The 25387-nt window shown below is 37.8% G+C and carries 27 protein-coding genes; 22 read left to right on the top strand and 5 right to left on the bottom strand.

What is annotated here, in order from left to right; all coding sequences use genetic code 11:
• Nucleotides 1–86 precede the first annotated feature (86 nt).
• From ACMW72_RS09575 to queF, 7 genes are all read left to right on the top strand, one after another.
• The gene (locus tag ACMW72_RS09575) at nt 87–989 is read left to right on the top strand and encodes a branched-chain amino acid ABC transporter permease (protein ID WP_418368611.1); all 903 of its coding nucleotides are present in this window, start codon (nt 87–89) and stop codon (nt 987–989) included.
• Entirely contained in the window at nt 990–1949 is a 960-nt protein-coding gene (locus ACMW72_RS09570) for a branched-chain amino acid ABC transporter permease (protein ID WP_418368610.1), read from the top strand. It begins immediately after the preceding gene.
• Complete coding sequence (locus ACMW72_RS09565; protein WP_418368609.1) at nt 1927–2700, top strand: ABC transporter ATP-binding protein; 774 nt, start codon at nt 1927–1929, stop codon at nt 2698–2700. Before ACMW72_RS09570 ends, ACMW72_RS09565 begins: the two co-directional genes overlap by 23 nt.
• 2 nt (nt 2701–2702) lie before the next feature.
• Nucleotides 2703–3404 carry an ABC transporter ATP-binding protein gene (locus tag ACMW72_RS09560; protein WP_418368608.1) on the top strand — a complete coding sequence of 234 codons (702 nt, stop codon included), beginning with the start codon at nt 2703–2705 and terminating at the stop codon, nt 3402–3404.
• 121 nt (nt 3405–3525) lie between these two features.
• A complete protein-coding gene (locus ACMW72_RS09555) occupies nt 3526–3672 on the top strand; it encodes a hypothetical protein (protein ID WP_418368607.1) in 147 nt (48 codons plus the stop codon).
• Nucleotides 3673–3859: 187 nt separating this feature from the next.
• Entirely contained in the window at nt 3860–4528 is a 669-nt protein-coding gene (locus tag ACMW72_RS09550; RefSeq protein ID WP_418368606.1) for a queuosine precursor transporter, read from the top strand.
• A gap of 23 nt (nt 4529–4551) precedes the next feature.
• A complete protein-coding gene (gene queF, locus ACMW72_RS09545; RefSeq protein ID WP_418368605.1) occupies nt 4552–4983 on the top strand; it encodes a preQ(1) synthase in 432 nt (143 codons plus the stop codon).
• A 175-nt stretch (nt 4984–5158) separates the two neighbouring features.
• Here the strand turns inward: queF and ACMW72_RS09540 are convergent, their stop codons facing one another.
• From ACMW72_RS09540 to ACMW72_RS09530, 3 genes are all read right to left on the bottom strand, one after another.
• Nucleotides 5159–5377, bottom strand: a complete 219-nt coding sequence (locus tag ACMW72_RS09540; protein WP_418368604.1) for a hypothetical protein — start codon at nt 5375–5377, stop codon at nt 5159–5161.
• Nucleotides 5355–7073: an aldehyde ferredoxin oxidoreductase C-terminal domain-containing protein gene (locus tag ACMW72_RS09535; RefSeq protein ID WP_418368603.1), complete on the bottom strand. Its 1719-nt coding sequence runs from the start codon at nt 7071–7073 to the stop codon at nt 5355–5357. Before ACMW72_RS09535 ends, ACMW72_RS09540 begins: the two co-directional genes overlap by 23 nt.
• Nucleotides 7074–7211: 138 nt before the next feature.
• A complete protein-coding gene (locus ACMW72_RS09530) occupies nt 7212–8588 on the bottom strand; it encodes an RsmF rRNA methyltransferase first C-terminal domain-containing protein (protein WP_418368602.1) in 1377 nt (458 codons plus the stop codon).
• A gap of 266 nt (nt 8589–8854) precedes the next feature.
• Between ACMW72_RS09530 and pta the strand changes: the two genes are divergently transcribed.
• The 9 genes from pta (at nt 8855) to ACMW72_RS09485 (ending at nt 15792) form a co-directional block, all read left to right on the top strand.
• Nucleotides 8855–9826, top strand: coding sequence for a phosphate acetyltransferase (gene pta / locus ACMW72_RS09525; protein WP_418368601.1), 972 nt, complete (start codon nt 8855–8857; stop codon nt 9824–9826).
• Nucleotides 9827–10043: 217 nt separating this feature from the next.
• Entirely contained in the window at nt 10044–10697 is a 654-nt protein-coding gene (gene sleB, locus ACMW72_RS09520; RefSeq protein ID WP_418368600.1) for a spore cortex-lytic enzyme, read from the top strand.
• 176 nt (nt 10698–10873) lie between these two features.
• A complete protein-coding gene (locus tag ACMW72_RS09515) occupies nt 10874–11065 on the top strand; it encodes a hypothetical protein (protein WP_418368599.1) in 192 nt (63 codons plus the stop codon).
• Nucleotides 11066–11250: 185 nt separating this feature from the next.
• A complete protein-coding gene (locus ACMW72_RS09510) occupies nt 11251–12048 on the top strand; it encodes a flagellar motor protein (RefSeq protein ID WP_418368598.1) in 798 nt (265 codons plus the stop codon).
• Complete coding sequence (locus ACMW72_RS09505; protein ID WP_418368597.1) at nt 12041–12796, top strand: OmpA/MotB family protein; 756 nt, start codon at nt 12041–12043, stop codon at nt 12794–12796. Before ACMW72_RS09510 ends, ACMW72_RS09505 begins: the two co-directional genes overlap by 8 nt.
• 107 nt (nt 12797–12903) lie before the next feature.
• Complete coding sequence (locus tag ACMW72_RS09500; RefSeq protein ID WP_418368596.1) at nt 12904–13749, top strand: sulfite exporter TauE/SafE family protein; 846 nt, start codon at nt 12904–12906, stop codon at nt 13747–13749.
• On the top strand, nt 13750–14139 hold the full coding sequence (locus tag ACMW72_RS09495) for a DUF1634 domain-containing protein (protein ID WP_418368595.1): 390 nt from the start codon (nt 13750–13752) through the stop codon (nt 14137–14139).
• A gap of 107 nt (nt 14140–14246) precedes the next feature.
• Entirely contained in the window at nt 14247–15035 is a 789-nt protein-coding gene (locus ACMW72_RS09490) for an arginase family protein (RefSeq protein WP_418368594.1), read from the top strand.
• A gap of 82 nt (nt 15036–15117) precedes the next feature.
• Nucleotides 15118–15792, top strand: a complete 675-nt coding sequence (locus tag ACMW72_RS09485; protein WP_418368593.1) for a uracil-DNA glycosylase — start codon at nt 15118–15120, stop codon at nt 15790–15792.
• A 9-nt stretch (nt 15793–15801) separates the two neighbouring features.
• Here the strand turns inward: ACMW72_RS09485 and ACMW72_RS09480 are convergent, their stop codons facing one another.
• Together ACMW72_RS09480 and ACMW72_RS09475 are read right to left on the bottom strand one after the other, a co-directional pair.
• Complete coding sequence (locus ACMW72_RS09480) at nt 15802–17502, bottom strand: ABC-ATPase domain-containing protein (RefSeq protein WP_418368592.1); 1701 nt, start codon at nt 17500–17502, stop codon at nt 15802–15804.
• 102 nt (nt 17503–17604) lie between these two features.
• Nucleotides 17605–17790 carry a hypothetical protein gene (locus ACMW72_RS09475; protein WP_418368591.1) on the bottom strand — a complete coding sequence of 62 codons (186 nt, stop codon included), beginning with the start codon at nt 17788–17790 and terminating at the stop codon, nt 17605–17607.
• Between the two features lie 241 nt (nt 17791–18031).
• On the opposite strand from ACMW72_RS09475, the gene ACMW72_RS09470 reads away from it, so the two are divergent.
• The 6 genes from ACMW72_RS09470 to ACMW72_RS09445 all read left to right on the top strand — a co-directional run bounded on the left by ACMW72_RS09470 (nt 18032) and on the right by ACMW72_RS09445 (nt 25355).
• Nucleotides 18032–18592 (top strand): glycerol-3-phosphate responsive antiterminator, encoded by a 561-nt coding sequence (locus ACMW72_RS09470; RefSeq protein ID WP_418368590.1) that lies wholly within the window; start codon nt 18032–18034, stop codon nt 18590–18592.
• 253 nt (nt 18593–18845) lie between these two features.
• Nucleotides 18846–19682 carry an MIP/aquaporin family protein gene (locus tag ACMW72_RS09465; RefSeq protein ID WP_418368589.1) on the top strand — a complete coding sequence of 279 codons (837 nt, stop codon included), beginning with the start codon at nt 18846–18848 and terminating at the stop codon, nt 19680–19682.
• 17 nt (nt 19683–19699) lie between these two features.
• Nucleotides 19700–21202 (top strand): glycerol kinase GlpK, encoded by a 1503-nt coding sequence (gene glpK, locus ACMW72_RS09460; protein ID WP_418368588.1) that lies wholly within the window; start codon nt 19700–19702, stop codon nt 21200–21202.
• A 177-nt stretch (nt 21203–21379) separates the two neighbouring features.
• Nucleotides 21380–22990 carry an anaerobic glycerol-3-phosphate dehydrogenase subunit GlpA gene (gene glpA / locus ACMW72_RS09455; protein ID WP_418368587.1) on the top strand — a complete coding sequence of 537 codons (1611 nt, stop codon included), beginning with the start codon at nt 21380–21382 and terminating at the stop codon, nt 22988–22990.
• Between the two features lie 3 nt (nt 22991–22993).
• The gene (locus tag ACMW72_RS09450; protein WP_418368586.1) at nt 22994–24166 is read left to right on the top strand and encodes an FAD-binding protein; all 1173 of its coding nucleotides are present in this window, start codon (nt 22994–22996) and stop codon (nt 24164–24166) included.
• Nucleotides 24138–25355, top strand: coding sequence for an anaerobic glycerol-3-phosphate dehydrogenase subunit C (locus ACMW72_RS09445; protein ID WP_418368585.1), 1218 nt, complete (start codon nt 24138–24140; stop codon nt 25353–25355). Before ACMW72_RS09450 ends, ACMW72_RS09445 begins: the two co-directional genes overlap by 29 nt.
• Nucleotides 25356–25387 lie beyond the last annotated feature (32 nt).

Raw genomic sequence — 25387 nt, 5'->3', positions numbered from 1 at the left:
AGAAGTTAGAATAGGGGAAATTGGTGAAGAATCCAATTTCCCTCTTTATGCATTTTATCTATCTACTGCAATGTGAGGTGCTATCGATGGAATATGTTATCCAGCAACTGATTAACGGTATTTCCGTAGGGAGTATTTATGCCCTTATTGCTTTGGGTTATACGATGGTTTATGGAATTATCAAATTAATTAATTTTGCCCATGGTGACATTTTTATGGTTGGGGCTTTTGTTGGCTTAGTTTCGGCAAAAATGTTTCAAGTTCAAGGGTTTAGTCCTCTTTGGGTCTTTCTTCTTTCATTATTGATATCTATGATGGTAAGTGCAATTTTGGGGGTACTTATTGAAAAAATTGCTTATAAACCATTGCGTAATGCTTCAAGGATATCCGTTTTGATTACAGCGATCGGTGTCTCTTTTCTTCTTGAAAATGGGGGGATTTTTTTCATTGGACCTCAAGCACAGGGGTTTCCAGAGATCATCCCTAAAAAGCAGTATCATTTATTTGGATCGGTTCAATTAGACTCTAACCAAATCATGATTTTGGCTGTAACTCTTGTTCTTATGATTCTCTTACAACTCATCGTTCACCATACCAAAATTGGAAAAGCAATGCGAGCTGTTTCTTTTGATATGGAAGCGGCTTATTTAATGGGGATACAAGTAAATACAACGATTTCTGCAACATTTGCCATTGGTTCTGCCCTCGCAGCGGCAGCAGGGGTGATCTATGGAATGACTTATAATTCTTTTGACCCATTGATGGGAATTATCCCTGGGTTAAAGGCGTTTGTTGCAGCGGTTCTTGGTGGAATAGGGATTATACCAGGAGCCTTTATCGGCGGCATATTACTTGGGGTTATTGAAACAGCAGTATCCTCTATGGGCTATTCTCTTTGGCGTGATGGTGTTGCATTTGCCATTCTCATTCTTATTCTCATCTTTAAACCTTCTGGCTTATTTGGCAAGAATGTTCGGGAGAAAGTGTAGGTGGCAATGATGAGAAAAAACAAAAACTTTTTCATCGGTATACTCTTAAGCCTTTTTATCTATCTGGTTTTTCAAGTGCTTATTACTATGGAAATCTTAAGCGATTTTTGGATTTCAACGATTATTTTAATTTCGATCAATATTATCTTAGGGGTTTCCCTTAATCTGATTAATGGATTTACGGGACAGTTTTCAATTGGTCATGCTGGATTTATGTCGATTGGCGCTTATTTATCTGCAATTATGACGCTAGATTTTCATCTACCTTTTCCTTTTGCTCTTCTTGTTGGTGGTGTCACCGCTGCATTAGCTGGTTTCGTGATTGGTGTCCCTTCGTTACGGTTAAAAGGAGACTATTTAGCGATTGCAACCTTGGGATTTGGGGAGATCATCAGGATTATCTGGCTAAATACTGAATATGTTGGCGGAGCTTCTGGTTTAAGTGGAATTCCTTCGCTAACGAATTGGACTTGGGTATTTATCTGGATGATGATTACGATTGTTGTCGTCAATAACTTTGTCAATTCTACTCATGGACGTGCATGTATTTCGATACGTGAAAATGAGATTGCAGCAGAGGCGATGGGAATTTATACGACCAAGTATAAGGTGATTGCTTTTGTGATGGGTTCTTTTTTTGCTGGTATTGCAGGAGGTTTATCAGCGCATATGTTTTATATCATTAACCCAAATAGTTTTAACTTTATGAAGTCTTTTGAGATTCTTGTCATTGTGGTTTTAGGAGGGCTAGGCAGTACAACGGGTTCAATCGTTGGTGCTATTGTACTTACCATGATTTTTACCCTTTTGCAAGATTATCCAGAAATTCGCATGATCATTTACTCCCTTTTATTAATTCTGATGATGATCTTCCGCCCGAAAGGTTTGATGGGTACGCGCGAATTTTCCTTTCAGATGAAGAAGGGAGGGGAAGAACATGGCACCCACACTTCTGCTTGAGGTGAAACAAGCGAGCCGTTCGTTTGGAGGATTAAAAGCGGTATCGAATGTATCGATGCAAATCTACCAAGGGGAACTCATCGGGTTAATTGGGCCAAATGGAGCAGGAAAAACAACACTTTTTAATTTACTAACAGGAGTTTACGAACCTGAAGAAGGGCAAATCATTTTTAACCAAGAATCAATTGGTAGTCTTAAACCATATAAGATCACGCAAAAAGGTGCTGCAAGAACATTTCAAAATATTCGTTTGTTTGGGAACCTGTCTGTTTTAGATAATGTAAAAATCGCCTTTCATCAACGTTCTAAACATTCCATCTTCTCATCCATTTTCCGTTTACCTTCCCATTTTAAAGGGGAACAAGAAATGATCGAACAAGGAATCGAGCTTTTAAAAATTTTTCGACTTGATCACAAAAAAGACGAATTGGCAAAGAATCTTCCATATGGGGAACAACGCCGTTTAGAGATTGCAAGAGCATTGGCGACAAAACCTAAATTACTTCTCCTTGATGAACCAGCAGCAGGGATGAATCCTCAAGAAACACAAGAATTGATGCAATTAATTCGTTGGCTTCGGAAGGAATTTAATTTAACCATTTTATTAATTGAACATGATATGTCATTAGTCATGAATGTATGTGATCGGATCTATGTGCTCGATCAAGGGGAACTGATTGCACAAGGGACACCTGCAGAGATTCAATCCAATCCCAAAGTGATTGAAGCTTATTTGGGACAGGAGGCGTAGTTATGTTAAAAGTAGAGAAGATCAATGTGTATTATGGTGCGATTCATGCATTAAAGGATGTAAGCCTTCAGGTAAATGAAGGAGAGATTGTCACGCTAATTGGTGCAAATGGAGCAGGGAAAAGTACATTATTAAAGACATTATCTGGTTTATTAGTCCCTAAAACAGGTACGATCATGTTCATGGGCAAGAATATAAGGGGGATTGGAGCGTCTACTATTGTCAAATCGGGTTTGATCCATTGCCCAGAAGGGAGAAGAATATTTGCAAATATGTCTGTTGAGGAAAATCTTGAACTGGGAGCATATTTACGAAAAGATCGAGAGATTAAAAAGGATATGGACCTAATCTATTCCCGCTTTCCTCGATTAAAAGAACGTAAAAAACAACAAGCAGGGACCTTATCTGGTGGAGAACAGCAAATGTTAGCCATAGGAAGAGCGTTAATGGGTAAACCTAAACTTCTCCTCCTTGATGAACCATCAATGGGTTTAGCACCAATCCTTGTTCAAGAGATTTTTAAAATCATTCAAGAGATTAATCAATCAGGAACAACGGTTCTTTTAGTTGAACAAAATGCGAACCAAGCTTTAAAAATTGCCCATCGAGCATATGTCTTAGAAACAGGAAAGATTGTTCTTTCAGGAAATGCAAGTGATTTAATTGCTTCTGATGATGTAAAACGGGCATACTTAGGGGCATAAGATATAAGAACTGTCTTAACCTTATAGTAGGAACATCCTACCAATTACAGGAAGATTGGACCTATCATTCTGTAAAGATTGCTATTGACGATCCAGCCATACAACAACGAAATCAAAGAAAGTGAGAACAGTATCTGTACAAGTAAAACATTTTTCTGAGATGGCCGAACAAATCTCCGATTCCAGTCAAGAAGTGGCAGCAATGGCGGAAAAACTTCATGGCATAGGAGAGGATTTATCAAGTAAGTTTATGAAAAAGGGAACTTGATTTTAGTGAATAAATATAAGATAATCATTTTGTAAAAATTGAATCCGTCGTTGTTAGTGGATGAACCAACGTAAAAAAACCACCAGTCTTTTATCGATTACGCCCTGGTGAGGGCTTTTTTTATTTTATATATCTCCACTGGATGACGATGGATTTTTCAATCTTTAAAAAGAAAGGAGAAATTTAAGTGGAGAAGCAAGAAAAATATTTTATGATGCTGTCTGGCCTTTTTATTGGTTTACTCGTAATTGCGAACATTATTGCCACAAAGATTATCACAATATCAATCGCTGGGTATTCTTTTTTTGTACCAGCAGCCGTACTCGCTTATGCCTTAACATTTACCATTACAGACATTATTTCGGAAATATGGGGGAAAGAAAAGACCAACTGGTTAGTATTGGTAGGATTTATTACCTCTGTCGTTTCGGCAGCATTAATAAAATTAGCGATTGTTTTACCAAACGCTCCTTTTTGGCAAGCACAAAAGGCTTTTGAAACCATTTTAGGTGCAAATTTGCGAATTACTTTAGCTGGTATGATCGCTTATATCATAAGTCAATACCATGATGTTTGGTCTTTTCATTATTTAAGAAATAAAACGCAAGGGAAAAAACTTTGGTTACGGAATAATGTCTCGACTGCCATCTCTCAATTTCTAGACACTACCATATTTATAACCATTGCTTTTTATGGCGTGATACCAAACATTGGAACGATGATCCTTAGTCAATATGCTGTTAAACTTCTTATCGCATTAATGGATACACCGATTGTTTACCTTATGGTTTATATCATTAATAAAAATATAAAAAAAACGCTTTGGGCAAAAAGCGAACTGACCATGCAAAAGTAAGTAGATGAAAGGGGTTTTTAATAATGGCAAGAGTTGAAGTCAATCACGATAAGTACAAAAACATACGCTTTGATATCCAAGATGAAAGTGTTATTTTGGTTGATATATTGGAAACCATTCCTTATGAATATATAGGTAAAGACATTGAAGTCACCATTCCTACTACAGAATTCACATCGGTTTGTCCTTGGTCAGGTTTACCTGATTTTGCAGAAATCAAGATTACCTATATACCCAATGAGAAATTGATTGAAATGAAATCCTTAAAGTATTATTTAACATCCTATCGGAATGTGGGAATCTATCAAGAACATGCGACAAATCGTATTTTAGAGGACTTAGTTCGGGTTTGCGATCCAAAATGGATGAAGGTTGAAGCGGTATGGAATGCCCGAGGTGGTTTAGGAACCGTTGTGATTGCGGAATATCCAAGAAGGGAACTACGGCAAGAATAAATTTTTATAGAGGGCTGTCCGAAAAGTAGTAATTAACCCCGAAATCTAAAAAAAGCAACCCCAAAGAATGTTGATTTTACAGCATTCTTTGGGGTTTAATTTTGGTGGATTTTCAACTTAAATGGACTTTTTAGACAGCTCCTTTACTTCATAGAGTGAATGATTATTGATGGATCTAGCCTCCTGAAAGGGGAATAAGAAGATGAATACGGTCTTGATCTTGTAGTAATTCGTTCCCTTTGCAAACTTTCCCATTGAGTATCACCAATGTATCCACATCCCATTTTACCCCTAATCCTTCTAGCCAATTCTTCACCGTTAAAGGTTGTTCCAGATAATGATCTCCTTTTAAATGTTGTAAATAAGGAACATTAGAATTGATGGTAACGACCATACCCTTCGACTCCAATCGATTCTACTTCTTCTTGCGGAACATCAAAGACCGTTTGTGAGGCTTCATTTATCTCATGGTAGAAATACTCAGGCAATCGATCATGAGCTTTGGTAAAGCCAGCTTTACGGTTAAATTCATGTTCAATCCGTAACGTTTCTTTTCCTAATTCTAATAATTGTTCACCAGTATACGGTTCACCAGTATAGGCGGTTATAAGTTCTGCGATTAGATCCCACCTTCCAGCAATCGCTCCACCGCTAAAAAAGCAAAGCCCAGTTGCATCAAAAATAGGAGCCGTTTGTTGTGCTTCTAAAGAAATTTTCACTTGTCCAATCGGCGAATGATGGTCGATTTGTGCTCTTACCGTTTGTCCTGCCGTATGATCTGCTCCCATTGGCGAAGTGGAGTAGGTTACTCCTAGCCCTTTTATTGCCCTTGGATCATAAGCAGGCATCGCTTGACCTTTCACTGTGGGTACTCGGTAAGCCCCATACAATTTACCTACGATTTCAGCACCACCACCTATGATTCTACCTAAAAAACCTCCCGTTTTAATTTCTTGTAAGGCCTGGATGACTCTGTCAACGTCGCCAAATGGAATTACATTCTGTGACATGAGAACACCTAATGCACCACCTGTTTCAATCGTATCGATGCCAAGTTCATTACATAGGCGATTGATTTTGGCAATGTCATCAAGATTACCAATTCCAAGATTTGATCCTAATAGTCCAATATTCTCATATTCTAAAGGGGAAGTGATTCGTTTCCCTGCTTTATCCACAAAAACATTGGAACAACGGATGATACAACCTGGCATACAGGCGTGTGTTGTGGAGCCTTCACCCCCACGTTCTAAAATTGTTTCTCGCAATGTTTCACCAGAAATCTGTTCATATTGTTCAAATGAGCCAGTTGAGAAATTGCGAGTGGGAAGTGCTCCTAAACTGTTTGTTGTTCTAACTAATGAGGAAGTCCCTAACTCAGGGAAAATTTTTGCCGTACCTGGTGTTTCCATTAACCAAGAATGATATTGCTTCATTGCTTGTTTAAATCGTTCGTTATCCTTTGGTTTGCTTCGATCAACCCCCTGATCATCTAGGACAATCGCTTTAATTCCTTTTGAACCAGCTACAGCACCTAATCCCCCGCGACCATTAAAGCGGGTAGGATAACCATCCTTATCTTGACCGGTGATGGCAGCAAGGTTCATTTTCTGTTCACCAGCTATTCCAATTAACCAAATGGCAATATGTTTCCCATATTTTTCTCTTAACCAATCCGCTGCTTCACTTAAATCTTTGCCAAGAATGGGCGAGGCATCGTCAAAAGCGATTTTGTCTTTCGATAGATAAATGATTTTAAAATCATCTCGTACCCCTTCAAAAATAAGTGCGCGAATCCCCAATCTCCCTAATTTAAGACCTGAGATTCCGCCAGCATTACTCTCTTTGATCCCACCTGTTAAAGGGCTTTTAGCCCCAATTGAATACCGATCAGCACTGGAGGCATTTGATCCAGTTAATAAACCATTGGCAAAGATTAATTTGTTATATGGTCCAAGTGGATGGGCAGTTGGCGGTACCTCATCATGAACAATTCTCGAAGTGAGCGCTCTACCACCTAATCGCTGGTATTGATCTTTATTATCTTCCATAACTTGTAAATTGCTCATATTGATCCTTAAAATTTTCATTTTCGCCTCTCCCCAAAGTTTTATTCAGATATTTCCGTTTTTTTGTAAAGTTTAAAATTATTAGGTCTGATTTGTCAATATAACCTTTTGTTAGAATTGGAGTTCCTGTTAAGAGAAAGTGAAGCAGATTATTTAGCTTTACTTTTTCCATCTTAGCCCTTTTGGAAAGTGATTTTTTAATTGGCCATTGACGATTTTCCCCCATCCTAAGGGGAACCCGCTTAAGGTTATGAGTATCCATCCTTTAAAAGGAGAGTCGATAAAGAAGGATTCTCCTTTTAAATATTTTTGCGCTTGGTCAAAATCTAAATCGATAGTTTGTTTCGCTTCTTTAGTTGATAACCCCATGGCTAGGGCATGAGATGGTTCAAAGCGGTTTTTCTTTAATTCTCCAAGATGAAAACCGAGTCGTTCAATTTTTATTCCTTTTACATCAGGAAGACCTTTTGGTACTAGATATAGATGATTACCAAAAGAATGGAAAGATCCCATAGGTTTCTTAATAAGAGTATCTTTGGCAAAGGATTGATAAAATTTTACCGCCTCTTCATTTACCTTAAGCTTCATTGGTTTCATTTTTGCAATGGTGGTTGATTCCTTTTTTCGCAATTTGGCAATATAATGTCCTTCTCCTTTGATTTGGTGAGGCCAAAGGCGAATCGTTTGTGAGATCGATGGGTATTGTTTCCCGTTTACCCATTCAGGGTGGCCTTGGTCAAAGAGATAGGCCAATTCCTTAGGAATCGCTTCAATCTCGAACTCATGATAACGTTCTAAAAAAGCAGCGATTGTTCCTTCATTTTCTTCTGGTGCAAAAGTACAAGTAGAATATACGAGGATACCGCCAGGTTTTAACATTTTTTGCGCTTCATTTAAAATTTCTTTCTGTCTGCTTGCACAATATTGGATATTCTCTAATGACCATTCATTAATGGCTTCAGGATTTTTGCGAAACATTCCTTCACCTGAACAAGGAGCATCCACTAAGACCCGATCAAAGAATTCAGGAAAGACCTTAGCTAAACGTACTGGAGATTCATTGGTAACCACAGCGTTTTTTATGCCAAAACGTTCTAAATTTTCTACTAAGGCTTTTACCCGTGTGGGATGAATTTCATTCGCGATTAATAATCCTTGATGGTTAAGTTTTGTTGCAATATGTGTTGCTTTACCACCTGGAGCAGCACTAAGATCAAGAATCTTTTCTCCAGGTTGCGGATCTAAGACTTCAGTAACTGCCATCGCACTTGGTTCTTGGATATAATAAAGGCCAGCTGCGTGATAAGGGTGTTTTCCTGGGCGATCTTCCTCTTGGTAATAAAATCCTTCTTTTGTCCAAGGAATAGGTTTCAAAGCATAGGGGACAAGTTGTAAAAATGAATCAATGTTAAGTTTTAAAGTGTTCACTCTTAGCCCATGTGTTTGCACCTGTTCATAACTTCGAATAAATGATGCAAATGATTCGCCAAGTAACTGTTGCATTCGTAATCGAAAAGTTTCAGGTAGTTGAACCATATCGTACGCTCCAATCTAAACGATCGATGAACAATTTCCCGTTCATTATATAGAATTACTTAAGGTGATCGCAACTAAGAATATGTAATGCAATGTTGGTAGAAATTAAGGGAATAATACTTCATATAAAAAACTAGGTAGACAAAAGAATCAAAATAATCAAAAAAAAGTTACTAACGTGATTAACAATAGTGAAATAAAGAAAAGAATGGTATTCTATATAATGTTACGGCACTGAATACTTTAGCAAAAAAGGAGGACTTATTGTGAGTGATTTGTTTTTGGAATTAAAAGAAAAAGTGCAAACAGCTTATCCAACCATTGTGTATCCTGAGGGACTTGATGAAAGGATTTTACAAGCGACAAGCCGTTTATCCAAAGAGAAAATTTTAAAGCCTATCTTGATTGGAAACGTAGAAGATGTACAAGCTAAAATAAAAGAACTAGGTTTAGAGTTTGCTGATGTGGAAATTTATGATCCTGCTACTTATCCAGATTTTGAGCGCTTGGTTGCCGTTTTTGTTGAACAAAGAAAAGGAAAGGCTACAGAGGAAGAAGCTCGAAAAATTTTACTTGACGAAAATTATTTTGGAACCATGCTTGTATATCTCGGTAAAGCCCATGGCCTTGTAAGTGGTGCTGCTCATACTACTGCAGAAACGGTACGTCCTGCACTGCAAATCATTAAAACAAAGCCTGGGATCAAGAAAACCTCTGGTGCATTTATTATGGTAAGAGGAGAAGAACGTTATCTTTTCTCTGACTGTGCGATTAATATTGCGCCAGATAGCCAAGATCTAGCAGAAAATGCAGTTGTTAGTGCAGAAACTGCTCGCATTTTTGGCATTGAACCAAGGGTTGCAATGTTAAGTTTCTCTACGAAAGGTTCGGCAAAGTCTCCTGAGACGGAAAAGGTAATAGAAGCCACTCGTTTAGCCAAAGAGATGGCACCTGATGTTCTAATTGATGGAGAATTCCAATTTGATGCGGCATTTGTTCCTGAAGTCGCGAAAAAGAAAGCACCTGATTCCCCATTAAAAGGTAATGCAACCGTTTTTATCTTCCCTAGCTTGGAAGCGGGAAATATTGGTTATAAGATGGTACAACGTCTTGGCGGATTTGAAGCTATCGGGCCAATCCTTCAAGGATTAAATAAACCTGTAAATGACTTATCCCGCGGTTGTAATGCCGAAGATGTTTATAAATTATCTCTAATCACAGCAGCACAAGCATTATAATGGCAAAAAGAAACCAGCACCCTTATTTCGGTGCTGGTTTATCTATTTAGAAATATTACTACTATTATCCAATTATTCTAGAATCTCTCTAGATTAACAGGTATTTTGTCTTGTTTTCACTGTCTATGTCTTTTAAACTAAGAGACAGTTCTCCCGATTACTTTAAACCTAAAGCCACATTTGTGACTGAACGTTTGAGTAAGAAAGGAGAGATAGGATGAAAACGGCAAAAAAATTTATCTTTTTTACTTTATTATTTGTCATTGCTTTTACTGTGTTACCGATTCAACAAAAAGTTGAAGCGGCATCACCATCGGTTTTAACCATTGGAAGTCAAAACGGTGATGTTTGGGATCTACAATATCGGTTACGTCAACTAGGTTATCCCATTGGTATCGATGGAAAGTTTGGTTTTCAAACCTATAAAACAGTAAGAAAATTCCAAGCTGATTATGGTTTAGCTGTTGATGGTATTGTTGGTTATCAAACATGGAGAATCTTGAAAAAGAAAAGTTTATCGAAAAAGGAATTCGAATTGCTGGCAAGATTGGTATATAGTGAGGCACGTGGAGAACCATATAAAGGGCAAGTTGCGGTAGCAGCTGTTGTTTTAAACCGAATCGATTCAAATCAATTCCCAAATCAACTTCGTTCAGTCATTTTCCAAGATGGAGCATTTACTGCTGTGGCTGATGGACAATTGTGGTTAACTCCAAATCAAACGGCAAAAAATGCAGCATTAGATGCAATTCGTGGTTGGGATCCATCCTATGATGCGCTCTATTACTTTAATCCCAAAACTGCAACATCAAAATGGATTTGGACAAGACCACAAATTGTGAAAATCGGAAATCATATTTTTACGAGATAAAATTGATGAAAAGTTGTGAAATGGCTTGTTTAGGTTTGTATATTCCATAAGCGTTGGAATATACAACCCTTTTTTTATTGTTTTCTGTTATAAAACAAATAAATAATATCATTGACTGTTATATAAATTATTGTTATAATACAGATAACAAAAATAAAAGTTGAGGTGTAACAAAAATGGTGAGAGTTACGGGAACGGTATATCAAAGGAAAGCGGGAAAGCCATTTATTTTAAAAGATATTGATCCTTTATTTTATGCTTGTTGCTATCTACACACGAATCAAATGTTTTTAATGGAAAAAGAAAAATTCTTCAATGAAATGAAAAAAGGTGTTATTTCAGAATTTCCAGCTGTTGTTAATATCTAGGTAAAATATCTTCAATTAAATTCATATAAAATGCCTATTGACATTGTAAAGCACTTTTCATCATTTAGGAAAAAGTGCTTTTTTTATTTGTTTAGAAGGATTATGATCTAAAATTGTCGAAACAAGTAACCGATATAAATATAGGACAGCCGTGATAGAATAGTAAGATTAAAGGAAGTGAAATGATGGATCTTAGCACAGTCATTGGCCTCATTCTTGGTTTATCTGGACTTATCGGAGGTTTTATCCTTGAAGGTGGACATGCTAGTTCCTTATTACAATTAACTGCTTTTATGATCGTTTTTGGGGGAACATTTGGCGCGGTAATCATTAGTTTCCCCATGGAACAGTTAAAAACTGTTCCAAAATTATTAAAAATTGCATTTACGGAAAAAAAATTAAATGTCCATGAATCGATTCAGCAATTAGTGGAATTTTCCACGTTAGCTAGACGAGAAGGGATATTAGCAGTGGAACAGCATTATGATAAGATGGAAGGGAATCCTTTTTTAAAAGAAGGAATGATGTTAGTTGTTGATGGTGTCGATCCTCAACTGATTCGTGAAATATTAGAAATTGAGATTGCCAATATTGAAGCAAGACATGAAAAAGGGATTCGCATCTTCGAGGCTGCGGGTGGTTATGCACCAACAATGGGGATTATAGGAACCGTTATGGGACTTGTCCACGTATTAGGAAATTTATCAGATCCTGATAGTTTAGGCCCTTCCATCGCTGTAGCTTTTATTGCTACCCTTTATGGTGTGTCTAGTGCTAATGTTATATATCTACCCATTGCTTCAAAGTTAAGGGCAAGAAGTCAAATGGAAGTGTTGATTAAAGAGTTAGAGGTTGAAGGAATCTTATCTATTCAAGCAGGAGAAAATCCGCAAATGCTTCGCAAAAAATTATTGGCTTTCTTACCACCAGCCATGCGTGAACTAGAACAAGAGAAAACCTTTGCAGGTGAAGCGAATGAATAGACGGAAAAAAAAGAAAGAAGTGCAAGAAAACCATGAGCGGTGGCTAATTACCTATGCAGACCTAATTACACTCCTAATGATTTTTTTCGTTGTCATGTATTCGATGAGTAAATTAGAAATGGAGAAATTTGAACAAATCAAAGTTTCATTAATGGATGCTTTGTCAACGAATGATTCAATGATTGAAGGAATAGGAGTCAGCAAATTAGGAAAGACCGACAGAACCCAAGAAGGGGGAGATGAAAAGAACAAACTATATGCAAAGCAAATGGAGGAAGAAAGGAAATTACAAAATTTCCGTAAGGAAATTGAGAAGTATATCAAGGCCAATCACCTTGAAGGAGATGTAGAATTGGAGGAAGTCCCTCGTGGGATTCAGATTTCCATGAAAGATAAAATCCTCTTTGATTTTGGGAAAGCAGATCTAAAACCTGAGTCAAAGATGATTTTGGATAAGATATCGAAGTTGTTAAAAGATCTACCCCATCCTTTAAGTATTGAAGGACATACGGATGATCGGCCTGTTTTGCCTAGTTCCCCGTTCAAGTCGAATTTTGACTTATCAACGGCAAGGGCGTACTCTGTGTTAGAGTATATGGTCAATCAACACCATATCGATTCAAAGCGCCTTCGGATCGTTGGTTATGGGGAAAATAAACCCGTCTACAAAAATGATACAGAAGAACATCGTCAAGCGAATCGCCGTGTCGTTCTCGTCGTTTTACGCCCTGAATACGATTTTAAATAAAGAATAATAGGAAACCGGAAACAGTATTTACCTGTTTTCGGTTTTTTATTTGATTGTACATTTTTATAGACTATTTATATAATAAGAATATCGACAATATTAAGGAGATGGGAAACTTGGTTTATACAGCAATATCGATTTTGATCATTTCCATTTTTGCAGGGATATTTGGTTCTCTCTTAGGATTAGGAGGTGGGATGATTGTTATTCCTGCTTTAACATTATTAATGGGGGTAGATATTAAGTATGCAATTACTGCTGGATTAATATCGGTTATATCGACATCGAGTGGTTCAGCTGTTGTTTATGTTCGCGATAAAATCACGAATATACGTGTGGGGATGTTCTTGGAACTTGCGACAACAATCGGAGCGTTAACTGGAGCGCTCGTTGCAGGGTTTTTGCAGCCAAAAATTTTATATATTCTCTTTGCGTTGCAATTATTTTATTCTGCATACTCGATGATCAAGAAGAGGAATCAAGAATTACCTGAGATTCGATCCATACATCCGATGGCAGAAAAATTAAAATTAAGAGGAGAATATTATGACAAGGCATTAAACCAAACCATTACATACCAAGCCAGTAGCGTGTATGGCGGATTTGGATTGATGTATTTGGCAGGTATGATTTCCGCATTATTAGGAATTGGGAGCGGTAGTTTTAAAGTGATTGCAATGGATCATTTGATGAATTTACCAATGAAGGTTTCGACAGCAACTAGTAATTTTATGATGGGGGTTACGGCTGCTGCAAGTGCAGGAATTTATTTATTCCGGGGACAAATCGACCCTAAAATCGCTGGACCTGTAGCTATTGGCGTTGTGATTGGTGCAACGATTGGTACAAAACTTATGCAACGGATGAGAAGTGTTACTTTACGAAAAATTTTTATACCCGTGTTACTCTATGTTGCCGTTGAGATGCTTTTACAAGGTTTGGGGGTAAAATAAATGGATCAAGCGAATAGATTCGAAAAAAATGAAAATCACCATGCTGTGATGATGGAAATCGTTATTAGTAAATCGCTGCGTTATGGTGTTACGCTTAGTGTAATCACGATTCTTTTAGGATTGATTCTTTTTATCGTTACAGGAAAAAGCGGTTATCCAGGTCATACTTTTCCAACGACACTAAGTAGTATTTTAGCTGGACTCATCAGTTTAAAACCATATGCCATTATCATGACAGGGCTTCTTATGCTAATCCTTACTCCCGTGTTTCGTGTGGGAGTATCGATTATCGCTTTTTTCCTTGAAAAAGATTATTTGTATGTAGTGATCACAACGATTGTTTTTATTATCCTTATCACTAGTTTTTTCCTGGGGAAAGTGACCCATTGAAAAATAGTTTCATCATCTAAGTTTTGCTTCAAAGTGTAATCACTCTCGATTTATCCAACTTTTTGCGTAAATTGGTTTGAAATTTATGTGAAAGGAAGTGGATAAATATGGGATTATTACATGATGAAGTAACGTTTTTAAATTTTGATCAAGCCTATATTCCGCAAAAAAAGCTGCTTCATATTCCTCATCATTGGATTGATTTAGACGATATCAAACACACCAATTATTATTGTGAAGAAACGGCTTGCACCAAGATTAAAGAACGATTAAATGAAAATCCCCATCGCGGGATTACGTTTATTGGCAGTGGAAACTATCATTATGTTACTTATCTTTTATTATCGGAGATCAAGGAACCTTTCACATTGATTCTTTTTGATCACCATACAGATGCAATGATCGATTCTTCTGCTGTTTCTAACCTGATTTCCTGTGGTTCATGGGTGGCTCGTGCCATTTCCCGATTACCCTTTTTACAAAAAGTACTAATTATTGGAGTAAGAAAAGACTTATTCCCATTGATTCACCCAAGTTTACGATCCAAAGTCTCCATTTTACCCGAAAACGATCTCCAATTATCGCCAAACTTCGTTTTACATTGGTTACAAAAAGAGATTACGACAGATACCGTTTATATCAGTATTGATAAAGATGTTTTAGATATTGATTATGTGAAGACCAATTGGGATCAAGGCAATATGAGTCTTCCTGAACTTTTAATTGTCTTAAAAGAAATCATTCGCCAAAAAGAAGTATATGGTGTAGATATCTGTGGGGAATATCCAACGGATCCATTTAGCGCTTTTCAACCTAACTCATTAGAGACAATCAGAAAAAATGAGGAAACAAACCAAAAAATTTTAGAGACCATTTTAACTCCATCATCCCCTTAAAAGAGGGGGATTTTTCCTTGTTTATAAACTGTCAAAATATGAATGATAAAATCTAAGAATTGTGTGAATAGGTGCATGAGATATGGCGATTTTAAGAAATGATTGGGCTGATTATTTGCAAGATGAATTTAAAAAACCGTACTATTTGCGTTTAAGAAAATTTTTGATTGAAGAATATCGCAGCAAAACCATCTACCCAGATATGTACGATATTTTCAATGCCCTCCACTATACCTCTTATGCAGAGACTAAGGTGGTGATATTAGGACAAGATCCATATCATGGGAAAGGGCAGGCTCATGGATTAAGCTTTTCTGTTAAACCAGGGGTAGCGATCCCACCTTCCTTACAAAATATTTTCAAAGAATTACAACAAGATCTGGGTTGTACGATCCCAAATCATGGTTATCTTGTGAAATGGGCAAAACAAGGGGTATTGCTGCTTAACACCGTTTTAACCGTTAGAGAAGGGGAACCCAATTCCCATAAAGGGATAGGGTGGGAAACATTTACGGATCAGGTAATATCCACGTTAAATCGACGGGAAAAACCGGTGGTTTTTATTCTTTGGGGAAAACATGCCCAAGAGAAACAAAACCTGATTACCTCCTCTCACCATTACATTATTCAATCCCCTCATCCAAGTCCTTTTTCTGCCAATCGGGGATTCTTTGGTAGTCGACCTTTTTCCAAAGCCAATCAATTTTTGCGTCAAATCGGTAGTCAGGAAATCGATTGGCAAATTCCCGACATCTAAAGCTCTTTTCTATTTCACTTTAAGTGTACGCAGACGGTTAATCGCTGCGGCTACTTCAAATTTTCGCGGCATGGCCAAATCTCCAGGATGTTTGCCATAGTAGGGAGATATGACTTCCAGTCCTTTTTGCTCAATGATTTGGTATAGTTGATCAAGCAAGCTTGCTAAAGGGGTAGAACTATCGATGAAATGGTCTGCGAGATACTTTATCATATAAGCAATGGTCTGTGTTTGGCTTGGATCAACGAGTTGTTCGACAAGAGATAGATCGATTTCATTTCTCCCATATATAATTTTGCTTAATCCCTTTGCCTCGACTTTTTCCTTTTTTCCCTTAGACGCATTGAAACTTTCTTTTAAGATGATTCGCGGTGTGATTTCACCAAAAGACTGACCCCCTTCTTGTTTTCTATTCGTTCTTTTTCTCGTTGCAATTTCTTTTGCCTTCTCTGTTACGTCATAGGGCTGGTATTCATTCATCATAATGACTTGATCGGCAACATCAAAATAATCTCCTGATCCTCCAATCACCAAAATGGTGGAAACGTGGTATTCTTCATATAGTTGTTTCACTTTATCAATAAACGGAGTAATTGGTTCTTTTTCCTTTTCGATCAATTCTTGCATTCTCCCATCCCGAATCATAAAATTGGTGGCACTTGTATCTTCATCAATGAGTAGAACTTGACTACCCATTTCTAATGCTTCGATGATATTGGCTGCTTGTGATGTACTGCCACTTGCATTCTCGGTAGAAAAGCGGATTGTATCTTTTCCAAATGGCAGATGGTTGATAAAAGGAGAAATATTGACTTTCTCAATCCTTCGGCCATCTTCTGCTCGGATTTTTATTGCGGTCGGATTGGTCAATACAAATTCCCTACCATCCCCTGCAATATGATTATAGACTCCTCGTTCAATCCCTTTTAAAAGGGTACTTTTTCCATGATACCCACCGCCAACAATTAATGTTACTCCTTCAGGAATAGCCATACCCCGAATAGGATTGCCATGGGGAATGGGGATTTCGATCTCTAATGACTTCGGTGATTGAAAAGGAATTACTTCCTTTCCCTTTAAAGGAAGATCACTAATTCCGCTTTTTCGCGGAAGAATGGAACCATTGGCAATAAAGCTAATATACCCATGTTCTGCCATAAACTGACGGATCGCTTGTTGTTGATCAGTTAATTGGAGATGTTTTGTAAGCTTGTTTTGATCAATTTGCAGAATTCCTTTCTTAACAAGCCTTGGTATATCTTCACAGAGAAGTTGGATCGCTTCAAGTCCTAAGATTCTTCTTCCTTGCGCAGGAAGGCCAACAGATAGACGGACTTCGACTTTTTTCTCGTCGATGTAGACAGAAGTACGAGGAAGGATTTCCTGACCAGGACGATCAATAGCAATCAATCCGCTTTTTCCAGTCCCATTGATAATGGGATTAAAATCGTCGATTCTTTTGGCTACTTCACGAGTAAAATAATCGGTAAGGGCGATTTTGCGTGAGAGGGAATGATACCAATCTTTTTGAATATGGGTGAGTCGTATTGGAATTTCCACGCGAATCCGTGAGGGAGAAGCAAAAGGATCTCCTTGAACATGGTCAATGTGCAGGAGAAACCCTTCTCCTTGATATGTCCCTTGAATTTCTTTATAAGCTTTATATCCTTTGCCATTGATTTGTTTTAATTTTTCTTTTAGGTGTTGCAAAATATCCTTCTCCTTTACTTTCCTTTTCTTGCCTTAATTATAGTATAGTATTAGTATAAGATACTTAACAAAATGATAAAACCTTAGTTTAATAACAGCGATCTATAGGTTAATGTATAATCCATAAGCTAGGATTTCAGAAGGTGTTGATAATTTAAATCCTTGAATTTCGGAGTAATCTAATTTTAAAGGTTCATTAAAGATTTGAACCGTAAATGGATCAAATAAGAATTTTTGATCATCGATAGTCAGGATCGCATCATTTGCCTTTGGTTCATCCAGAACCAATTCTACTTCGAGGGTAAACCCTCAGCCGGCTGCCAATTCAGCTTTTACACGTATTCCTTTAGTAGAAGGAATTTGTAGGGTTTTGATTTCTTTAAGTGCCTGATCAGTGACATGAAATTGCATATTATATTCCTCCAAAAAATGTGATAATTATATTTTACTTAGAATTTGATTTACTGATAAAGCTCATAATTATCTGGATGAATTTTCTTGATCCATGTCGTTAGAGGAGTGACCAGTATTGGCTTTTAATGGGCAAAAAATTATTCCTGCCATTCGCAATATGAAAGACTTTGAAACCATTTTGAAAAGTGATTTTGAATACTTTATATTACTTGACAGTCATATCAATCAATTAAAAAGTATTAGTGAATATGCAAAAAAAGCAGGAAAGAAGCTTTTATTACATGGAGATTTGATTCATGGATTGAAAAATGATGAATATGCAACACAATTTATCGCTCAAGAATTTAAACCAGCTGGACTTATCTCGACAAAGTCACAAATGATTACCATGGCTAAGAAAAAAGGAATTATGGCCGTTCAAAGACTTTTTTTAATCGATACCACGGCTTTAGAGGCAGGATATAAGTTGATTGAGAAAACTAAACCAGATTATATTGAAATTTTACCTGGGGTTATCCCAGCTCGCATCATAAAAGAAGTATCTGAAAAAACAGGTATTCCCATTCTTGCTGGAGGATTAATTAATACAAAAGAGGATATAGAGATAGCATTGAATGCTGGTGTTGTGGCAATTACAACTTCAAAGAAGGAGCTATGGATTTATGATTCAAAATAATGAAATTTTTTAAACCAATATAAAAATTCATATTGACAACGTTTTCAATTCATGTCACAATATAGACACAAAGTTAATAGTTAATGGGGAGACACGGAGATCCATTATATAAGCCTTTTAATAAGGTTATTTATAATGGATCTCTTTTTATTTTGTTTAGGGGGGGATCTAAAACATATACTTAAAGAATTTTTAATGAGACTAATTCTATGTTTATGTTTAATTACAATAAGATTTTTGAGGGGGACATTAAATGACAGCGTTTTTAGCAGAATTAATTGGAACAATGTTAATTATAATTTTTGGTGGCGGAGTGGTTGCTGGATATGTACTTAAAAAGACAAAAACATTTGGTTCAGATTGGATTGGAATAACAGTTGGTTGGGGATTTGGTGTTACTTTAGGTGTATATGCTGCAGGTTCTATTAGTGGTGCACATCTTAACCCAGCTGTTACAATTGGATTGGCTATGGCTGGAGATTTCCCGTGGGAAAAAGTACCTAGTTATATACTTGCTCAATTGATAGGTGCTTTTATCGGCGGTGTCATCGTATGGGTCCATTATTTACCTCATTGGAAAGAAACGGATGATCAAGCTGCTAAACTGGCTGTTTTTTCAACAGGTCCAGCCATTCGTAGTTATGCAGCGAATTTAGTAAGTGAAATTATAGGGACGTTTGTATTACTGTTTGGACTATCTGTTATAGGTGCGAATAAATTTTCTGAGGGTCTAAACCCATTTATAGTTGGTTTTTTTATTGTCGCGATAGGACTTTCATTAGGAGGAACAACTGGTTATGCCATTAATCCAGCTCGTGACCTTGGGCCAAGAATTGCTCACTTCTTATTACCTATTGCTGGAAAAGGATCTTCAGATTGGTCCTATTCTTGGATTCCTGTCGTTGGTCCAATTGTTGGAGGAGGACTTGGATCGTTAACTTATAAAGCGATATTCACAGGGAAAATTCTTCCATCGTTATATGTTTTTGCAGTTTTAACATTCATTGTTATAATTGGTGCTATTTTACAAGATAGAAAGCAAGCAAGTTTACAAAACTCTGCTGTAATTAATAAAAATGTAACCGCTTAAAAAGGGAGGAAATTAGAATGACAGAAAAATACATTCTATCTATTGACCAAGGAACTACTAGTTCAAGAGCCATCTTATTTAACAAAAATGGGAAAATTGTGGCAATGACACAAAGAGAGTTTCCTCAATATTACCCAAAACCAGGGTGGGTTGAACATAATGCAAATGAGATTTGGGGGTCTGTATTAGCCGTATTAGGGGAACTTTTTGGTAACTATAATGTGGAACCAAAGCAAATTGAAGGAATCGGGATTACCAACCAACGTGAAACGACTGTCGTATGGGACAAAAATACGGGCTTGCCCATCTATAATGCGATTGTATGGCAAAGTCGACAAACAGCAGCGATCTGTGATGACTTGAAAGCAAAAGGTTACGAACAAATGGTAAGGGAGAAAACTGGTCTAGTGATTGATGCTTATTTCTCAGGAACTAAAATCAAATGGATCCTTGATAACGTAGAAGGGGCTAGAGAAAAAGCAGAAAAAGGTGACTTATTATTCGGTACCATTGATACTTGGCTGATTTGGAAATTAACAGGCGGAAAAGCTCATGTTACAGATTATACCAATGCTTCAAGGACGATGTTATTTAATATTCATACGCTCGAATGGGATGACGAGTTATTACAGATGTTAGATATTCCAAAATCTATGTTGCCAGAAGTAAGACCATCTTCTGAGATCTACGGAATGACCGTTCCATATCATTTCTTTGGTGAAGAGATTCCAGTGGCTGGAGCTGCAGGAGACCAACAGGCAGCATTATTCGGCCAAGCTTGTTTTGAAGCCGGAATGGCAAAAAATACATACGGCACAGGTTGTTTCATGTTAATGAATACAGGTGAAAAGGCTGTTCCATCTAAGCACGGATTGCTTACAACCATCGCTTGGGGTGTGGATGGAAAAGTTGAATATGCGCTAGAAGGAAGCATTTTTGTTGCGGGTGCAGCGGTTCAATGGTTACGTGATGGTTTACGTGTAGTAGACAATGCACCACAATCAGAAGAACTCGCAACAAAAGTTGATTCAACTGACGGTGTGTATGTTGTTCCTGCATTTACTGGTTTAGGAGCTCCATATTGGGATATGGATGCACGTGGAGCTATCTTTGGTTTAACCCGTGGTACCACACGTGAACACTTGGTTCGTGCAACATTAGAATCCTTAGCTTATCAAACAAGAGATGTATTGTCAGCAATGGAAGCGGATTCTGGAATTACCTTAAACACTTTACGTGTAGATGGTGGAGCCGTTAAAAATAATTTCTTAATGCAATTCCAATCTGACATCCTTGCAGTTCCTGTAGAGCGTCCAGTTGTAAATGAAACCACCGCTTTAGGCGCAGCTTATCTTGCAGGTTTAGCAACAGGCTTTTGGAAGGATAAAGGAGAGATTGCAAAGAACTGGGCAATTGATAAGACATTTGAACCTGTTTTAACTGAAGAAAAGCGCGAAGAATTATATTCTGGTTGGAAACGGGCAGTAAACAGCACCATGTATTGGAGCAAAAATCAATAGAATCTTCTTACAAAAGGCCTTTCAACAATTCTGAAATCATGTTATACTTAAATTGACAATATCATCAAAAATTTTGGTTGGAGATTCGGAGAGACCAAACAAATCAGACCTTTGATCCGGCATCAAAGGAGGGTTTGTTTTGGTCTTTTTTATTTTTAATATTTGGAGGAAATAGGAATGACAAGAAAGATCGAGACAGAAGTGATTGTCATTGGTGGAGGAGCGACAGGTGCTGGAGTCTTGCGGGATTTAGCTTTACGAGGAATCAAGGCTATCCTTGTTGAACAAAGGGACTTAACCTATGGAACCTCATCCCGATATCATGGTTTACTTCATTCAGGTGCGAGATATGCTGTTGGTGATGCGGAAACAGCTAGTGAAAGTTATAAAGAGAATTTAATTATTAAACGAACCGTACCCGGATCGGTTGAAGATACAGGTGGATTATTTGTCAAAGTTCCACAAGATGATGATGAATACGTATACAAATGGATTGAAGGATGTAAAAAAGCAGGGATTCCCATAGAAGAAGTACCAGTAGCTCAAGCGCTAATCGAAGAACCCTTTTTATCTAAAGATATTCAAGCGGCTTATCGTGTCCCAGATGCAGCAGTTGACGGTTTTACATTAGTCGTGGATGTGGTAGCAGATGCAGTGTCTAGAGGAAGCAAAGTTCTTACTTACCATGAAGTCGTCCAAATGATCATGAAAGAAAATCGAGTGATCGGTGTTGTTGTACGTAATGTTCACACCGGTGAATGGATCGAAATCTATGCCAATATGGTTGTCAATGCGACAGGCCCATGGGCAGCAAAGATCGCATTTCTAGCAGGAATCGATATTCATATGATCAATAATCGTGGAATGTTAGTGGTATTCCATCATCGTTTTAATAAAAAAGTGATTAATCGCTTACGCAAACCAGGGGATGCTGATATCTTTGTCCCAGCACATAACGTAACCATCTTTGGAACAACCGGCGTGAATGTTCAAGAACCTGATGATTTTTCTCTAAGTCGTGAAGAAGTAGATAAGATGTTACGAGATGGGAAAGCGATGATCCCTGAAGTGGAACAGATGCGAATAATTCGTGCCTTTGCTGGTGTAAGACCTCTTTATCAAGAAAAAACAGTAACAGGAAATAGCGGTCGAAATGTAAGTCGGGGAATGGCCTTACTCGATCATGAGACGCGAGATGGCGTACAAGGTATTATCACGATCACAGGTGGAAAGTTTACTACTTTCCGTTACATGGCAGAAAAAACGGTGGATCTCGTTTGTGCTAAATTAGGGATTTCCGCAAAATGTACAACTCATGAGGAAATTGTTCCCCATCGCATGGCAAAGGAATTTTTTAAACAAGTGAATATGGCTCCGGCGGCGAAACAAAAGTTGGTTCATTGGGCAGGTAATCGTGCGAAAAAAATTGAAGAAGGCTTACAAAAAAATGATCTTTTAAATATCGTTGTCTGCGAATGCGAACAAGTAACCCTAGGCGAAATCGAATCGGTCTTACCAGATGGAAAATTCCATTTAGGGGATATTCGTCGGAGAACTCGCTTAGGAATGGGGACCTGCCAAGGAACATTTTGTAATTTCCGTGCGGCAGCTTTAGCGGTAGAAAGAGGAATCACAACGACACAAGAAGCCAATACTGCTTTACTTGATGCTATTGCGGAAAGACAAAAAGGGATGAAAGTGGTAGCTACAGGAGAAACAGCAAAACAATTAGCATTGATGAATGCCATTTACCATGTTTCTTTAGGGATGGGAAAAAGGGGGATGTGAAACATGTATGATCTGGTGGTCATCGGTCAAGGTTTTACAGGGATGTTATCCGCCATTTGGGCAAAAGAAGAAGGAGCTTCTGTTGCCATTATAAGTCAAGGGACAGGGAAGATCCTTCAATCAACAGGTGTGATGGATATTCTCCCGGGAACAGAGGGGACAATGAATGATCTGATTCGTGAATACCAGATCAAAGGCTGGAACTCATTATTCATCGAAGGTGGAATCAAACGTTTCAAGACGATGATGAAACGGTTAGGCAATCCCTATCAAGGTTCAATTCAGCAACCTGTTCAAATCGTAACAGGTTCAGGCTATTTGAAATCAACTGCTTTATATCCATCTACTATTACCCCGATCCCAGAAACAGGTCATATTGTTGTTATTGGTTTCCAAGAGATTTCTGATTTCCAGCCAACCTATGTTGCTGAAAACTTAGCAAGTGAACGTCCTGAATTAACCATTGACCATTTCTCGATTTCATTAGGGCATCGTTCACTTCGAACCATGACACAACTCGATGCGGCTAGACTATTAGAACAGGAAGAGATCAGGAACCAAGTCATTGCTGGAATCAAAAGAAAAATGAAATCCTTATCCATTTCAACTCCAGACTTAGTCATCATTCCATCTGTATTAGGCGTAATAGAATGGAAAAAAGTTTGGGAAGATTTTACGAATCAACTGAGTGCTAAAGTTACGGAAGCTGTAGGAATGCCGCCTAATGCAACAGCAATACGCTTACACGAACAATTACGTAAAGAAATGACTCGTTTAGGCGTTCGTCAATACATGAATTCCAAAGTGATAGGAAGGAAACAAGGGAAGCAAATGATTGAATCGGTCATGGTTCGTAATACCAATCAGACCATCAGCATCGAAGGAAAAGCATTTGTCCTTGCCACTGGCGGAATACTAGGTGGGGGTATGGAACAGATGGTAAACGGGATCACCGAAACGGCATTAGGTTTGGAAGTGGATCAAAAAGGAAATCTAATCAATCCATACGATAATCTTTATTTAGTGGGAGCGAGTCAAGGGCTTCACGTTACACGGTATGGGATCACAGGGGGTATTTTTTCCATTCTTTCTAGCTTTCAGGCGATCATCAAAAACTACTATTGTCAACCATTAGGAGGAGAACAAGATGATCAACTTACCAGACACCAGTTATGATCAATGTCTCAAATGTAATGCCTGTGTCGTCAGTTGTCCTGTTTCCAACGCAACCCTTGATTTTGGCGGACCGAAACATTTAGGGCCTGAATTAAAGCGTCTAATGGAAAATCAAGAGTTGATCGAAGATCCAAGGATTGAACTTTGTACGTTATGTGGCAATTGTGATCTTTCCTGCCCTGAAGATGTTCATGTTTCTAGTTTAACGGCACAAGCAAAGGCGATTCATGCGGAAATATCGGGAACGAAATTCAGAGACAAAATATTAAGTCAAGCTGAATTGATAGGGAAAGTTGCTTCAACTTTTGCACCGATTACCAATACAGTAATGAAAATGAAGCTTGTACGGAAAGTGATGCAAAAAGTAATAGGAATTCACGCAGATCGCAAATTTCCAGAATATAAATTTAAGAATTTTAATCGTACGTATAAAAAGAAAACCGCCAATACGAAGAGAAAAGTGGCTTATTTTGTTGGTTGTTATGCCACATATAATGCCCCGCAGATAGCGGAAGCCTTTGTAGAAGTGATGGCCTATAATGGGATTGAAGTGGCAAAACCAGAGCAAAATTGTTGTGGAATCCCCATGCTCGCTAATGGGCAAATAGAACAAGCGATGAAAAATGCCAAGTTTAATGTTAAAAGTTTACTAGAATATACAAGAAAAGGTTACGATATCGTTCTAACTTGTACCAGTTGCACTACCGCATTAAAAAAGGAATATCCTGAGGTACTGAAAATAGAAGGGGCAGATGAGTTAGCCGAACATGTCTTTGATGCCGATGAATATTTACGGATGCTTCATGAAGAAGGGAAAATGAACACCAATCTTGCACCGATGAACGTAAAGGCTGGGTATTTTGCACCATGTCACATGAAAGCACAAGGAATCGGCAATCCGGCAATGGATGTGCTGGAATTAATTCCTGGTTATGAAATGCAGGATTTAGCTGCTGGATGTTGTGGCCAGTGTGGAACATTTGGCTTTAAAGAAGAAAAGTTTGATTTATCACTAAAAATGGGCGCATCCATGAAACAAGCAGTAGAGGAATTAGATGCCGAATATACCGTTACCGAATGTGGGATGTGTAAAACCCAACTCGATCAATTAACAAATAAACCTGTTAAACATCCAATGGAAATCATGGCGGAGGCATATCGAAAAGCAGTAGTTAGTAGTGTTTGTTAAGAAGAGGTTTTATAGCGCAACACGTCTTAAAT

It is taken from the genome of Tepidibacillus sp. LV47 (assembly GCF_048381575.1).
Classification (GTDB): domain Bacteria; phylum Bacillota; class Bacilli; order Tepidibacillales; family Tepidibacillaceae; genus Tepidibacillus.
The sequence above is the reverse complement of the archived record's forward strand: the minus strand, read 5'-3'. Positions and strand labels throughout refer to the sequence as shown.

Bases quoted from the DNA above. Each gene is read 5' to 3' on its own strand.
- ACMW72_RS09490 (WP_418368594.1), top strand. From the start codon at position 14,247: ATGGGATTATTACATGATGAAGTAACGTTTTTAAATTTTGATCAAGCC.
- ACMW72_RS09540 (WP_418368604.1), bottom strand. From the start codon at position 5,377: ATGGTCGTTACCATCAATTCTAATGTTCCTTATTTACAACATTTAAAA.
- glpA (WP_418368587.1), top strand. From the start codon at position 21,380: ATGACAAGAAAGATCGAGACAGAAGTGATTGTCATTGGTGGAGGAGCG.
- ACMW72_RS09465 (WP_418368589.1), top strand. From the start codon at position 18,846: ATGACAGCGTTTTTAGCAGAATTAATTGGAACAATGTTAATTATAATT.
- ACMW72_RS09535 (WP_418368603.1), bottom strand. From the start codon at position 7,073: ATGAAAATTTTAAGGATCAATATGAGCAATTTACAAGTTATGGAAGAT.
- glpK (WP_418368588.1), top strand. From the start codon at position 19,700: ATGACAGAAAAATACATTCTATCTATTGACCAAGGAACTACTAGTTCA.
- ACMW72_RS09495 (WP_418368595.1), top strand. From the start codon at position 13,750: ATGGATCAAGCGAATAGATTCGAAAAAAATGAAAATCACCATGCTGTG.
- ACMW72_RS09505 (WP_418368597.1), top strand. From the start codon at position 12,041: ATGAATAGACGGAAAAAAAAGAAAGAAGTGCAAGAAAACCATGAGCGG.
- queF (WP_418368605.1), top strand. From the start codon at position 4,552: ATGGCAAGAGTTGAAGTCAATCACGATAAGTACAAAAACATACGCTTT.
- ACMW72_RS09450 (WP_418368586.1), top strand. From the start codon at position 22,994: ATGTATGATCTGGTGGTCATCGGTCAAGGTTTTACAGGGATGTTATCC.
- ACMW72_RS09575 (WP_418368611.1), top strand. From the start codon at position 87: ATGGAATATGTTATCCAGCAACTGATTAACGGTATTTCCGTAGGGAGT.
- ACMW72_RS09500 (WP_418368596.1), top strand. From the start codon at position 12,904: ATGGGAAACTTGGTTTATACAGCAATATCGATTTTGATCATTTCCATT.
- ACMW72_RS09515 (WP_418368599.1), top strand. From the start codon at position 10,874: ATGGTGAGAGTTACGGGAACGGTATATCAAAGGAAAGCGGGAAAGCCA.
- sleB (WP_418368600.1), top strand. From the start codon at position 10,044: ATGAAAACGGCAAAAAAATTTATCTTTTTTACTTTATTATTTGTCATT.
- ACMW72_RS09560 (WP_418368608.1), top strand. From the start codon at position 2,703: ATGTTAAAAGTAGAGAAGATCAATGTGTATTATGGTGCGATTCATGCA.
- ACMW72_RS09485 (WP_418368593.1), top strand. From the start codon at position 15,118: ATGGCGATTTTAAGAAATGATTGGGCTGATTATTTGCAAGATGAATTT.
- ACMW72_RS09510 (WP_418368598.1), top strand. From the start codon at position 11,251: ATGGATCTTAGCACAGTCATTGGCCTCATTCTTGGTTTATCTGGACTT.
- ACMW72_RS09530 (WP_418368602.1), bottom strand. From the start codon at position 8,588: ATGGTTCAACTACCTGAAACTTTTCGATTACGAATGCAACAGTTACTT.
- ACMW72_RS09565 (WP_418368609.1), top strand. From the start codon at position 1,927: ATGGCACCCACACTTCTGCTTGAGGTGAAACAAGCGAGCCGTTCGTTT.
- ACMW72_RS09445 (WP_418368585.1), top strand. From the start codon at position 24,138: ATGATCAACTTACCAGACACCAGTTATGATCAATGTCTCAAATGTAAT.